This window comes from Flavobacterium sp. (genome assembly GCF_027482425.1).
Classification (GTDB): domain Bacteria; phylum Bacteroidota; class Bacteroidia; order Flavobacteriales; family Flavobacteriaceae; genus Flavobacterium.
In genome coordinates this window covers 1-13,268 of record NZ_JAIXWA010000025.1, presented here as the reverse complement: position 1 = coordinate 13,268, position 13,268 = coordinate 1, and the positions used below count along the sequence as shown (strand labels likewise).

Here is a 13,268-nt window from a genome sequence, read left to right as displayed (position 1 = left end):
TTGCGCCCAAAGAAATGGTGAAAAAAGATGAAATTTTATCCCCAAAACATTGTAGTTCTTTTATCTTTACGTTGAAATAATATCTAAGCGACTGACGATGTCTTACGAAGGTGTATTGACCAAAATGCAAACCGAATTTCAAGATCCCATTCAATACTATTTGGTTTTTGAAAACAGTTTTTTACACATGAACCAATTATTGGGGAAGCCTCTCGCAATACACCATACGGGCTACCAATGTTTGCATTGTAGTAAAGCCAAGAAAATTTTTCGACAAGGATTTTGTTACGATTGTTTTATGCAGAGTCCGTCGGCAGGCGATTGGATTATGAAGCCCGAATTGAGTACCGCCCATTTGGATATTGAAGACCGGGATTTGGCTTACGAAAAACGAATCCAATTACAACCCCACATTGTTTATTTGGCCCTTTCGAGTGAGGTCAAAGTGGGTGTTACCCGCAAATCGCAAGTGCCTACGCGCTGGATAGATCAAGGAGCGGTTCAAGCGCTCCCCATAGTGGAAGTGCCTAATCGCTATTTGGCAGGAATTACCGAAGTAGCGTTGAAACAGTATTTCGCCGATAAAACCAATTGGCAACGGATGTTGAAGAATGAGGTGCCCGCCGCCGATTTGCCCAACATACTAGCAACACTTGCCGAAAAACTTCCCGAAGAAGTGCTCCCTTATTTTGCTCAAAATGCCAACAATCTATGGGAATTACACTATCCCGTACTTCAATATCCTTCAAAAGTAGTGAGCCTCAATTTGGATAAATCGCCTCTCTATGAGGGAAAACTTATAGGAATTAAAGGGCAATACCTGATTTTTGAAGATCAAACGGTGTTTAATGTGCGCACCTATGAAGGCTATGTGGTAAAAATTGAAGTATAAAAAAACGACCAAGGTGTACTTGGCCGTTGTATTTATAAGGTATGAGCCTCAATTTTATAGTCGTACAACACACCCTAAGTTAAGACTTCCTGCAACATTTCGAACATCAAACCTTGGGTCTTTTGAAATATCTGTCATTCCAGAAAAAGCCTGATAATCAATTAGTAATCCTGTTCGTTTGTTTAAGAAGATTTTGTATCCAATACCAAACGAAAGTCCGATTTGAGTCCCTTCAACTTTTTCAGAAAAATCTTCACCATCGGCTTTCGCTGAGGTCAATACCCCGCCCGTCAATCCAAAGTTCAAATTCCAAGCCCGACTGGATCCAAAGTGCCAATTGGCATTCACTGGGATTTGTATATAATTTAATTTTTCATCAAAGCCAAAAACTTCAACCCCCATGGTTTGCGATTGCAATCCTGTTCGAATACTCCAACGATTGTTAAAATAAAAATCGCCTAGTACTCCAATTTGCACCGTGTTTAAGGTGTTTGTACTGGTAGAATTATCCGAGCTATATGTTGACGAATGATACCCGATATAAGGGGTAAGTTCAACATCGCCGCGAACGCGTTTTTGGGCAGTGGCGCACAATCCTGTGGCGAGTACTGCGATAAGAATGATTTTTTTCATGGTAACGTATTAGAGATATTACTGCGAAGATACTATTTCTTTTTCCCCAACAAGCCTTTTAACAAATCTCCCGCTTTATTTTTTACCGTTTCTTTTGAAGATGCTTTGGCAGTGTCCCCAGGTTTTGTATTTCGATCAATGATTCGTCCAATTTCGTTCTTGGTTTTGTCGACCAATTTATTCTTTTGTTGTTGCGCCAATCGGTTGGCGAGCGTGGTAGTTGCTGCTTTTAAGTCCGTTGTTACTCTTGGGTTGTTAAAATTTCCGGCAATGGTAGCATTGATAGGGAGTGTGCCCAAAGCATTGATTTCTGCAGGGGATAGTTTTGCCAAAAGCGCATTGGCTTCCCGACCTAAATATTTCGCGGGAACATCAAGGGTCAAACCATAGCGCATCGTTTGGTCAAAACCGTGTGAACCAGTGACGCTTACTTTGATATCTTGGTAATTGAGGTCAAACGGTTTGATTGTGACGCGACCATTCTCAAAATGAAGGGCCGTTTTGAGGTTGTTAAGGTTTAAGTTATTCAAATCAATGAATTTGAGTTGCCCATCCAGTGCTTGCAAGAGTTTGGAATTGTTCGAATTTACCGTGGTTGACACCAATTGCCCCATCAAATCGCCGCTGAGACTTTTTAAATCTGGCGTCATTTTGGTAGCATTTAAGGATCCTTTCAACTGCACTGAGGAATTGAATTTTCCATTGATAACCCCAGCAATAGGAGCCAGTTTTTTAAATAGTTCCAGTTGGGTAAAGGTTTGAGCGATGTCTACTTGATTCATCCCCAAATCCATGGCAAACGTGGGTACTTTCGTTTTCGTTGAAACATCGCCATTAAAGGTAATTTGCCCTCCGAAAATATTTGTTTTTACATTCTCTAGTGTTACTTTTTGATCTTTAATAATTAATTTTCCTGCACAGTTTTTCAATGTTAAATTGTCATACAAAACCGTATTGGCTTTGGCCGTGAGTGTACAGTCTAAGAAGGCTGGAATTTTAAGCGGTTCTTTATTTTTAGAAGTTTCGCTTTGAGCCGCTTTTTCGGTAGTCATAAAATCACTCACGGCAATTTGATTGGAAGTCAGTGTAAAGTTGCCTTCCAAGTTCTGGTTGCGAAAGAGGTAGCCGTAAAAATTTTCCAATACGCCACTCACGCCCAAATCACTTTTCCCCGTTTTTGCTTTAAATTCTTTCAACACGACGCGACTTGGATTGAAAGCAACCCATACTTTACTGATGTCCATCGTTTTGCCACTTTCATCGGTATAGCGAAATCCGGCAAGGTCAATTTCTCCTGCGTTTTTAATACGCGCATAGTCACTTTTTTCCACGGCGGCCATGTCAAATTCGGTGGTCACATCGGCTCTGATAATTCCCGACAAGGGTTTGTCTAGGGCGATAGGGTAGGCTTTTGAAAAATTGGCCAAGTTGACAACACCCTTTAATTGAGCATTTACTAAAGCATTTTCAACAATGTTTTTGATGGTGGCTTTGGCATCAAATACATCTTGGTCTACGGCAAACGACAATCGATTGATGTTGACATAGGTATCGTTGACTTGCCCCGTTTCATTCACAATTTTGGTGTCTATATGAATGTTTTTAATCGCTTTGGGCAAGTTGGGATATTGGAAGGAAGCATTATTTGAGGCAATAGCCACGGAAAATTGAGGAATCGACGTTTCTGTTAATTGTCCTTTGGCAAATCCTTTGATACTACACTGCCCCGCCGTTTTTACTTGATTGATATTGCTACGGTAGGCCGCCGGAATTAAGCCAAGGAAATTTTTAAAGTCGGAAGTGGGCGTTTCAAACGTCAGGTCATATACTTGGGCTTTTTCCAAAAGCTGAATAAACCCATTAAATTTGAGGGGTAAATCATTGATTTTGGCTTCGTTCTTTTTAAAGCTGTATTTGCTTTGTTTTAAATCCAACCCCAAAATGGCATCCAAGCGCACGGGAATGTCACGCATATAATTGGCCTTATCCATTGAGAGTGAAACCTTTGTTGCGGTATGGGTGTCTAAATCCAAGACTTCATTGCTAAAATCACCTACTCCGGTATGCTGAATGCTGTCGAGTAAAACCTTCATATTTGAGGCTTGATCGGTAAAACGAAAGCGGTAATTTTCAATTTCATAGGATTTAATTTTGAAAGACAGCGGTTTGCTCTCTTCAGTAGATCCTTTTTCATCCGCCTTTTTCAACGCAATGTCATAGTTGCCGACACCTTCTTTGTTTACAATAATATTGATGAGTCCATTTTTGGTCGCAATCGCGTCTACTTGCATGGGTTCGGTTTTATCATTGAATAATTCCATGACCGACAATTTCAGCGCTAATTCTTCAAAAGCTACTAAGGTATCGCCTTCGAAAGGCGCTTTATTGATGATTGCCATTTTCTCGATACTTACCGTCGCTTTTGGGAAATTTCGGAAAAGACTTACCTCAGCATCAGCAAACGATACCTTGGCATTGACATTTTCATTGAGTGCTTTTTCAATGCGCGCTTTAATTTGATCTTTGAAAAAATAAGGAATAGCAAAAGCAGCTAAAAGGAGTACTCCCAAAGTGATTCCAGTAATTTTGGCGATTTTCTTCAACATGACAATAGGGTTTTAATAGTGCTCGGCAAAAAGCTTGCCTAAAACTAGATGCTCCCAAAAATAATCTTTTCTAGCGGAGTCTTTCTTTACGAAAATGCTAAAAAAAATAAAAAACCGCCTAGAAGAAGGCGGTTTGTAGCTTATTGAATTTCTAGTTCATAAGGAACGCGTGCCATGACGCCGCGTTGACGAGCCAGCACTTGAATACGTTGGAAAACGGCATAATTTTCAGCTCCCATGGTCTCTTTCAATAGTGATTCCCGACTTTGGATTAGTCCCATTTCTTCAAAGAAGGCAAAGACTTCACGTTCGTACTCAGGAAATTCTTGGGTGCGGTATTTTTTGATTTTAGCCAATTTGGCCGCTTCCGCGAGGGCTTCATCCATGCCGCCAATAGCATCTACTAAACCAATTTTGATAGCATCCGCTCCGCTCCACACACGACCTTGACCAATGGCGTCTACTTGGGCAGGGGTTAACTTTCGTCCGTCGGATACCCGTTTTACAAATGTGGCATACACTCGTTCAACACCTTGTTGCGATACAGCTCGGAAGCTCTCATCCATAGGGCGAAACGGACTGTACCCGTTGGCTTGTGCGTTGGTTTGTACTTGGTCAACCGTAAGGCCGATACGTTTGCTTAATTCGGCAAAATTGGGAATCACGCCAAAAACGCCAATCGACCCCGTAATGGTCGTTTCTTCGGCAAAAATTTTATTTGCATTACAAGCAATGTAATACCCTCCCGAGGCGGCGTAATTCCCCATCGAAACGACTACGGGTTTTACTTTTTTGGTGAGTTCAATTTCACGCCAAATCAAGTCCGATGTCAAGGCATTCCCCCCGGGACTGTCCACGCGCAAGACAATCGCTTTTACATCCTCATCACGACGAGCGGCACGGATAGCTCTGCGCATAGCACCATCGCCTATGATATTGACATCACCTTCGCCTTCCGCAATTTCTCCTTGCGCATAAATCACCGCAATTTTATCAGAACTTTCCAAATCCATCGCCGACGTCGCATTGGCTTCGGCATAATCGACAATTGAAACGGTATTGTAACCTGTATCTTTATCTACATCCAATGCTTTACGAATTACATCGTGGTAATGGTCTTCATAGGTAATACCGTCAATCAAGCGGCTGGCTTTCGCCATTTCTGGCGTTCGGGCTCCCAAATTGTTCGCGATAGCATTCAACTGTTCGACCGAGAGTTTACGACTGGCACTAATGTCTTTCAACATAGACGTCCAAAGCGATTGAATCAATTGATTGGTTTGCTCACGGTTGGCCTCACTCATTTTTTCCTCCAAAAAGGGTTCCACAGCACTTTTGTATTTACCGTGGCGAATGACTTCCATTTTCACTCCCGATTTTTCTTGCATATTCTTAAAGAACATCACTTCGGCTGAAAGTCCTTTAAAATCCATTTCCCCCACCGGATTGATATACACTTTATTGGCAACGGAGGCGAGGTAATAGTCTTTTTGCGAATACACATCGGCATACGCATACACAAATTTCCCTGATTTTTTAAAATCGGTAAGGGCATCCCGCAACGCTTTGGTTTGCGCCATACCTAGGGCAGAATTGGAATTAATAATCGAAATTCCTTTGATGTCCGTATCGCCTTTTGCATAGGATAAGGCATGAATAATATCCATCAAACCGTCATGGTTTTCGGTATATTGTCCGATATCGGTAAAGTTGATTTTCCCTGCATAATCGAGGGAAACTTTGGATAAATCCAATTCGATGACTGAATTGGACTCTACCGCAACGGTCTCTTCATTCCCACCAAACAGGGCGGCAATAATGATAAGACCGAAAAATGAAATCATAAAAAACAAAAACAGTCCCACTAAGGTGGCCAACACATTACTTAAAAATCGCATAACTTTTTTTTTCTAATTAGTTATCAAAACATTAAAAATGTTACGTTTTCTTTTTTAAAATTTTCTAAGAAATAGTTATCAACACTGCCCGCAAAAATAAGTTAATCTGAGCAACTTTTACTTATTTTGCGCTTCATGAATGCACAACATACCATTGTAGTGGCTTTAGGGACCAATATGGGGAATAAACCCGAGAATTTGGCACAATGTGTGGCGCAAATCCATCAGGAGATTGCCACGGTTGTCTCTATTTCTTCTGTGTATGAAAGTGATTCATGGGGATTTGAAAGTGCCTCGTTTCTCAATTGTGTGCTTGTGGTTCATTCGTACAAATCGCCTCAAAAATTATTGAAAGCATTGCAACGGTTGGAGCAAACGATGGGACGAAAAGTAAAATCAACATCGGAGTATCAAGACCGCATCATCGATATTGATATCATCAGTTACGATGAGGAGTGTTTCACTTCAGAAACCTTGACCTTGCCCCATCCGCATTTGTCGGAACGGTTGTTTGTGTTGCGCCCTTTGCAGGAAGTACTCCCGTATTGGAAAGAGCCTCGCACGGGAACCTCGGTAACGGCTTTACTTAGCGCTTGTACCGACAAGGGACGTTGTGAGCGTGTGGGTTCGATGCCTCAACCCTTGGCCAAAATCACCTTAGATAAGTTCAATTATATTGCCATCGAGGGGAATATCGGCGCTGGGAAAACTACGTTAGCTTCCAAAATTGCAGAGGACTTTAATGGGAAAACGGTCTACGAACGCTTTGCCGACAACCCGTTTTTACCCAAATTTTACAAAGACCAAAGTCGGTATGCTTTTCCGTTGGAAATGTCGTTTTTGGCCGATCGCTACCAACAAATTTCCGACGATCTCTCGCAATTTGATTTGTTCAAAGACTTTGTCGTAGCGGATTACCACATATTCAAGTCGCTTATTTTTGCCAAGGTTACCTTAGCCGATGATGAATATCGATTGTACAAAACGCTTTTTGATATCATTTATAAGGAAATGCCCAAGCCCGATTTGTATATTTATTTGTATCAAAATACAGCGCGTTTGTTGGCCAATATTCGCAAAAGAGGTCGCAGTTATGAGCAAGAAATTCCCGCCGATTATTTGGAACGAATCAACAGTGGGTACTTGGATTTTATCAAAACCCAACAAGGCCTTAATGTATTAGTCATCGATGTTTCTGAATTGGATTTTGTAAAACATCAATCAGACTATGTTTTTATTCTCGATAAAATTCAGGAAAGTCTAGCGCTTTAAACTAAAATGGCCCAATTGAGGTGCAGCAGATTCGTCGGCTTGAAAGCGAAACCAATAATCATCCGCAGGGGCCAACTGACCCATGAAAAGACCATCCCAGCCCGGAGTATTGGCATCCAAGACTTTTACTATTCTTCCAAAACGGTCGAAAATAACAATAGAAGTTTGAGCATTCCAGTCGAGCCCTTTTGGCGTCCATTGATCGTTGATGCCATCGCCATTAGGGGTAAAAAAGGCACTAAAAAAAGTGGCATTAAAAGGATAAACCACCAATCCACAGCCGTGCACTTCACGAACCGTTGCTACATAATTCCCTCCAGTAGGTATAGTAAAAAAGGGGGTGTCTTGAAAATTTAAGCCGTCTATGCTGTATTCGTAATCTCCGGGATTAACCGTAAAAAGGCTAACGTCCAAGCCATTTACCAATACCGAAGCGATTTGAGGAATAGCGTATGTGTTGACGGTAAAGGTTTTGCTATCCGTGCACCCTTCGGGAGTTGTTACCGTAACCGTGTAGGTTCCCGCTTGTGAAACGGGAATCGCATTGGAAGTACTCCCATTCGACCAAAGGTAGGTTCCGTTGGGAAAAGATACACTAAGGGTGCCCGATTGATTTTCACACCAAGCCAAGACTTCATCATTACCCAAGTCGGGACTCGTAAACAAAGGTAGGACAATAGGAATTCGTCCGGAACGACAGCCATTGTTATCGGCCTCTACATAATACATCGCAGCTGCGGTTAATGGTGGTGTGGTGAAAGTTGTACCCGAAGCCAAAGCAACTGAGGTGGTGGGATCGTCATACCAGCGAAGAATTCCAGCCGTGGTGGTGGCGCTCAAAAGTTGCGTATTTCCGGCACAAGCCGTAGTTGTTGGCCCAACCGTTACCACGGGAACATCATGTATCAAAGCGACCAAGGGCGTTCGTGGGGTGTTGGGACAATCGACCAAAGCGGCAAAATACACCGTAGTTGATGATAGAATTGGGGTGGTAAAAGACGGTCCCGAAGCAATAGGTGTTCCCCCAACCGCACTTGTATACCAGGCAATCGGATTTCCTAAAGCATTGACCGATAGGGTTACACTTCCAGTACCACACGATTCTCCCTCGATGATGCTATTGATTTGTACCATATACACCGAGGTGCTCGTTGATAATTGCAGTATTGGGTCATTGGGCATCCCGCCAAATTCGACAATATACCCTTGCGGTTGATAGGGGCCGCTAGAGTCTCCTGTATTGGATAGATCATTCCAAGAACCGGGGATACCTATACCCGGTGCGGTGATATGCGCATAATCTTCATTTCCCATATTGTTGGGTTCCCCTGAATTCCAAAAAGCATAGTAGAGTAAAGTGCCCATTTCAGGTCCCGACATCCAGCGCCATTGTCCTTCGGTTTGTTGGTCGCTTGCGCCAATCCAACCCGTGCCAGAAGCTTGATTTCCCGCAAAGGTTGCTTCCTCCGCCGAGGTAAGCGTAGCCAAATACCCTTGTAGCCCAAAATAGTTGCTGGCCGAGGCTAACGTTAGGGCATCGCTCCAGGTAATCCCTACGTTGGGTACAAAAAGATAGTAATGTCCTGTAGAGGGTAGATAATTGGCATCACCCACTGCAATGGCAAAAGTTCGTGTTCCCGTAGGAGTAGGATGGTTACTTTGATACATAACCCCTACTATAGCGGCTTGCAATTCGGCATAAGAAGGTTGAGCAGTAATTCCCGTTAGTGTAAGCTTTCCCGAAGCGGCATCCCACGAACTGCTGATGTTGGGGTGAACTCCCGTAAGAAACAAAATATCCTGCCCTAAAACATATCCTCCCGAAATTTGCACTGTCACTTGATGGGTTCCCGTATCATCGGGGTCGATAAAAGACATGGAGGTAGCAATAGGAAGGGCAGTGCCGGGACAATAGGCTTGATTGCCTGTAGCTTGCAAAATAGGGGCAACGTTGGCAGTCTGCGCCCGAAGGGTACAACTTAGAAACAAAAAAAGTACGAGTAGGCGACACATACGGTTATTGTTTCATTTTTTGAAAAACATCCCAAACCACTATACCGGCACTAACGGCGATATTGAGGGAATGTTTGGTGCCCAATTGGGGAATTTCAATACAACCATCGCATTGTTCAATTGCTTTTTGTGATACACCGTAAACTTCGTTTCCAAAAATTAAAGCATAGTGTTCGTCAGGTTGTGGGTGAAAGGTATTCAGGAATGTAGCGCCTTCGACTTGTTCGATAGCATAAATTTTCCAGCCTTCTTGCTTGAGCTTTTCGACCGCGGTTACCACCTCTTTTTGGTATTCCCAGGCTACAGTTTCGGTGGCACCTAAGGCTGTTTTTTGGATTTCTTTGTGCGGTGGAGTAGCCGTGATGCCACAGAGGTAAATTTTTTCGATCAAAAAGGCATCAGCGGTTCGAAAAACAGACCCAATGTTATGGAGGCTCCGAATGTCGTCAAGGATGAGTATTAAAGGTGTTTTTGCCGCCGATTTAAAGTCGGCTACCGTTTTTCGTTCAAGTTCGTTATTGGCTAATTTTCGCATGGTACAAAAATAAAAAAAGCCCCAGAAAGGAGCTTTTATCGTTTCATAAAGTATTATTAACTTTTCACAGGTGCTGTTCCTTCGGGTTGCGGGGCTTGGAGTACATTTCCTTTTATGGTCAATACTTTAACTTCATTGCCCAATGCATTGGAGCGCACAGTTACATTTTTGGTAAATTGGCCTACACGGTCGGTGGCATAACGAACTCCAATTACCCCGCGTTGTCCGGGTTGAATTGGGTCTTTGGGCGTAGTTGGTACCGTACATCCACAAGAACCCTGAGCGCTTTCAATAATCAAAGGCTTGTTGCCTGTATTGACAAAAACAAATTCACGATTACCGTCGGCATTGTGAGGAATCGTTCCGTAATCAATCGTTTCATTCTCGAAAGTGATTTGCGGACCATCCACTTTTTGAGCCGGTTGTGCAGGTGGAGGTGTTGCCGGTTTTGCATTCGCGTTGGGCGTTTGTGCATGGGTTACTCCAATAATCGACAAAGCAGCTACTAAAAGTATTTTTTTCATCGTATAATAAATTTAAATTAGAGAAGCAAATCTAATAAAAATTCGTAAACCTCTTGTTTTTTCTTCAAATTGTTAGTCAATTCATGCTTACGATTTCTGAAGAAATTAGCTATTTTCGTAGTTCTTAATTTTTAAATGAAAACGAAGTGGCTACAAAAGAAAAAAGTTTCAAAGAAACCCCTTTGATGAAACAGTACAACGAAATAAAGTCCAAATATCCGGACGCTTGTTTGTTGTTTCGTGTAGGTGATTTTTATGAAACATTTGGTGAAGATGCCATTCGTGCTTCCAAAATTTTAGGGATTATCTTGACCAAGCGAGGCAATGGTTCGGCTTCCGAAACGGCATTAGCCGGATTTCCGCACCATTCGCTTAATACGTATTTGCCCAAATTGGTTAAGGCCGGACTTCGGGTGGCGATTTGCGACCAATTGGAAGATCCAAAAATGACCAAAACCATCGTAAAGCGCGGGGTCACTGAATTGGTTACGCCAGGAGTCGCTTTAAATGATGAAGTGTTGCAAACCAAGTCTAATAACTTTTTAGCAGCCATTCATTTTGGCAAAAAGTTCCACGGGATTGCTTTTTTGGATGTATCTACGGGGGAGTTCCTCACAGCCCAAGGCAATGAAGAATATTTGGATAAACTGTTGCAAAACTTTGCGCCTGCAGAGATTTTAGTACCCAAATACCAGAAAAAAGAGTTTTCAGAAACCTTTGGAGAGCACTATACTACTTTTTTTCTAGAGGATTGGATTTACAAAGCCGATTATGCTTTTGAAAAACTAACCACCCATTTTCAAACCAATTCTTTAAAAGGTTTTGGTATTGAAGAGGTGTCGGAAGGAATTGTAGCTTCGGGAGCCATACTGTATTATTTATCAGAAACGCAACATCATAAATTACAGCACATTACGCAAATCCAGCGCATAGCCGAGAGTGCCTATGTGTGGATGGATCGATTTACCATTCGGAATTTAGAACTATACCACAGTTACAATCCCAATGCGGTCACGCTCTTGGATGTTATTGATAAAACGATTTCTCCCATGGGGTCGCGTTTGTTGAAACGTTGGTTGGCTTTGCCTCTCAAAGAAATTTCTAAAATTAGAGAGCGACATCAAGTAGTAGCCTATTTGCAAAGTCATCCCGAGGTAATGCAACAAATGCAACGACAAATACGCTTAATTTCCGACTTGGAGCGCTTAATTTCCAAAGTGGCAACTGGACGAATCGGGCCTAAGGAGCTGGTGGCCTTGAAAGAGTCGTTGGATGCGATTCTTCCCATCAAAGAAAAGGCACTCGCAAGTACCCAAGAAGCCGTCCGTGTTTTAGGTGATAGTTTGCATGCTTGTGATGTGTTGCGCGAAAAAATAGCCACCACCTTACAATCCGAACCTCCGGTTTCTATCGCCAAGGGGAATGCTATTCGCACAGGGGTTCATGAAGAGTTGGATGCCTTACGGACGATAGCGTATTCGGGGAAGGAATATTTGGAGGGGATTGAAAAACGCGAATCGGAGCGTACAGGAATTAGTTCTTTAAAAATCGCATTCAATAACGTTTTTGGCTATTATATTGAAGTTCGAAACACCCATAAAGATAAAGTTCCCCAAGATTGGATTCGCAAGCAAACTTTGGTCAATGCCGAGCGGTACATTACTGAGGAGCTAAAAGAATACGAGACCAAAATATTGGGAGCAGAAGAGAAAATCCAACATATTGAATCGCGCTTGTTTGAAGAATTGGTGAGTTGGGTGGGGAGTTATATCAAGCCCGTCCAAACGAATGCGCAGTTGATTGCTCAATTAGATTGTTTGTTGTCGTTTGCGCAAATGGCCGTGGAACACCATTATGTTTGTCCCGAATTGGACGACTCGTTTGATTTGGAAATTGTCAACGGGCGTCATCCCGTTATAGAAAAGCAATTGCCTGCAGGAGTGCCTTATGTGTCCAATGATGTGTACCTCGATCGAACCAATCAGCAATTAATGATGATTACAGGGCCGAATATGTCGGGAAAATCGGCAATACTGCGGCAAACCGCACTTTTGGTATTGTTGGCTCAAATGGGAAGTTTTGTGCCCGCAGAGCGCTTGCGAATGGGGGTTGTCGATAAAATTTTCACCCGAGTGGGCGCCAGCGACAACATCTCGATGGGCGAATCTACCTTTATGGTCGAAATGAATGAAACGGCCTCTATTTTGAATAATATTTCGGAGCGGAGTTTGGTGCTTTTGGATGAAATTGGTCGTGGGACAAGTACCTACGATGGAATTTCGATTGCTTGGGCGATTGCCGAGTATTTGCATGAACATCCTTCGCGCCCCAAGACATTATTTGCTACGCATTATCATGAATTAAATGAAATGGGCGAGTCTTTTGAACGGATCAAGAATTATAATGTTTCGGTGAAAGAACTCAAAGACAATGTCTTGTTCATGCGTAAGTTGGTCGTTGGCGGGAGTGCGCATAGTTTTGGAATCCATGTTGCGAAAATGGCTGGAATGCCGCAGACCGTGGTACAAAAAGCACAAAAAATGTTGAAGAGATTAGAAAAGAAACATTCGTCAGAGGCGTTGCTCGATATGAAGTCGGATACCGATTTACAGCTCAGTTTTTTCAATTTAGACGATCCATTACTTGAGGAAATACGAGAGGAAATACAACGATTGGATATAAATACCTTGACTCCGGTGGAGGCGTTAATGAAGCTCAATGAAATTAAAAGAATGCTAGGGCAGTAACGATAGTTTGGTTATCAAGGGTTTACTGAAGTAGTCTAATTTTTTTCAAATTTTCCCTTGCAAAATACATTTAATGTATTACATTTGCATCCGCAATCGCAGTTAATGCGGTTGGTTCTAAAGTTTACTTGCGAAAATAGCTCAGTTG

9 protein-coding genes are annotated in these 13,268 nt (G+C 42.5%); 3 read left to right on the top strand and 6 right to left on the bottom strand.

Going from position 1 to position 13,268, the window contains the following annotated elements; genetic code table 11:
* Nucleotides 1-97: 97 nt before the first annotated feature.
* The gene (locus tag Q0037_RS02520) at nt 98-892 is read left to right on the top strand and encodes a DUF2797 domain-containing protein (RefSeq protein ID WP_297514976.1); all 795 of its coding nucleotides are present in this window, start codon (nt 98-100) and stop codon (nt 890-892) included.
* A 54-nt stretch (nt 893-946) separates the two neighbouring features.
* On the opposite strand, the gene Q0037_RS02515 is transcribed toward Q0037_RS02520, so the two are convergent.
* The 3 genes from Q0037_RS02515 to sppA form a co-directional block, all read right to left on the bottom strand.
* Nucleotides 947-1,525 carry a porin family protein gene (locus tag Q0037_RS02515; protein WP_297514973.1) on the bottom strand — a complete coding sequence of 193 codons (579 nt, stop codon included), beginning with the start codon at nt 1,523-1,525 and terminating at the stop codon, nt 947-949.
* 32 nt (nt 1,526-1,557) lie between these two features.
* Nucleotides 1,558-4,131, bottom strand: coding sequence for an AsmA-like C-terminal region-containing protein (locus Q0037_RS02510; RefSeq protein ID WP_297514970.1), 2,574 nt, complete (start codon nt 4,129-4,131; stop codon nt 1,558-1,560).
* Between the two features lie 140 nt (nt 4,132-4,271).
* Nucleotides 4,272-6,029, bottom strand: coding sequence for a signal peptide peptidase SppA (sppA, locus tag Q0037_RS02505; protein ID WP_297514967.1), 1,758 nt, complete (start codon nt 6,027-6,029; stop codon nt 4,272-4,274).
* A 135-nt stretch (nt 6,030-6,164) separates the two neighbouring features.
* On the opposite strand from sppA, the gene folK reads away from it, so the two are divergent.
* Entirely contained in the window at nt 6,165-7,301 is a 1,137-nt protein-coding gene (gene folK / locus Q0037_RS02500) for a 2-amino-4-hydroxy-6-hydroxymethyldihydropteridine diphosphokinase (RefSeq protein WP_297514964.1), read from the top strand.
* Here folK and Q0037_RS02495 read toward each other — a convergent pair.
* Genes Q0037_RS02495 through Q0037_RS02485 form a run of 3 tightly spaced genes read right to left on the bottom strand, consistent with a single transcriptional unit; the run spans nt 7,290 to nt 10,373 of the window.
* A complete protein-coding gene (locus Q0037_RS02495) occupies nt 7,290-9,314 on the bottom strand; it encodes a T9SS type B sorting domain-containing protein (RefSeq protein WP_297514961.1) in 2,025 nt (674 codons plus the stop codon). The genes folK and Q0037_RS02495 overlap by 12 nt on opposite strands.
* Nucleotides 9,315-9,318: 4 nt before the next feature.
* Nucleotides 9,319-9,849 (bottom strand): RNA methyltransferase, encoded by a 531-nt coding sequence (locus tag Q0037_RS02490; protein WP_297514959.1) that lies wholly within the window; start codon nt 9,847-9,849, stop codon nt 9,319-9,321.
* 56 nt (nt 9,850-9,905) lie between these two features.
* The gene (locus tag Q0037_RS02485; RefSeq protein WP_297514956.1) at nt 9,906-10,373 is read right to left on the bottom strand and encodes a DUF1573 domain-containing protein; all 468 of its coding nucleotides are present in this window, start codon (nt 10,371-10,373) and stop codon (nt 9,906-9,908) included.
* A gap of 146 nt (nt 10,374-10,519) precedes the next feature.
* On the opposite strand from Q0037_RS02485, the gene mutS reads away from it, so the two are divergent.
* Complete coding sequence (gene mutS / locus Q0037_RS02480; protein WP_297514952.1) at nt 10,520-13,120, top strand: DNA mismatch repair protein MutS; 2,601 nt, start codon at nt 10,520-10,522, stop codon at nt 13,118-13,120.
* Nucleotides 13,121-13,268 lie beyond the last annotated feature (148 nt).

Coding starts and splice junctions, on each gene's coding strand:
- Q0037_RS02520 (WP_297514976.1), top strand. CDS start 98: ATGTCTTACGAAGGTGTATTGACCAAAATGCAAACCGAATTTCAAGAT.
- Q0037_RS02515 (WP_297514973.1), bottom strand. CDS start 1,525: ATGAAAAAAATCATTCTTATCGCAGTACTCGCCACAGGATTGTGCGCC.
- Q0037_RS02510 (WP_297514970.1), bottom strand. CDS start 4,131: ATGTTGAAGAAAATCGCCAAAATTACTGGAATCACTTTGGGAGTACTC.
- sppA (WP_297514967.1), bottom strand. CDS start 6,029: ATGCGATTTTTAAGTAATGTGTTGGCCACCTTAGTGGGACTGTTTTTG.
- folK (WP_297514964.1), top strand. CDS start 6,165: ATGAATGCACAACATACCATTGTAGTGGCTTTAGGGACCAATATGGGG.
- Q0037_RS02495 (WP_297514961.1), bottom strand. CDS start 9,314: ATGTGTCGCCTACTCGTACTTTTTTTGTTTCTAAGTTGTACCCTTCGG.
- Q0037_RS02490 (WP_297514959.1), bottom strand. CDS start 9,849: ATGCGAAAATTAGCCAATAACGAACTTGAACGAAAAACGGTAGCCGAC.
- Q0037_RS02485 (WP_297514956.1), bottom strand. CDS start 10,373: ATGAAAAAAATACTTTTAGTAGCTGCTTTGTCGATTATTGGAGTAACC.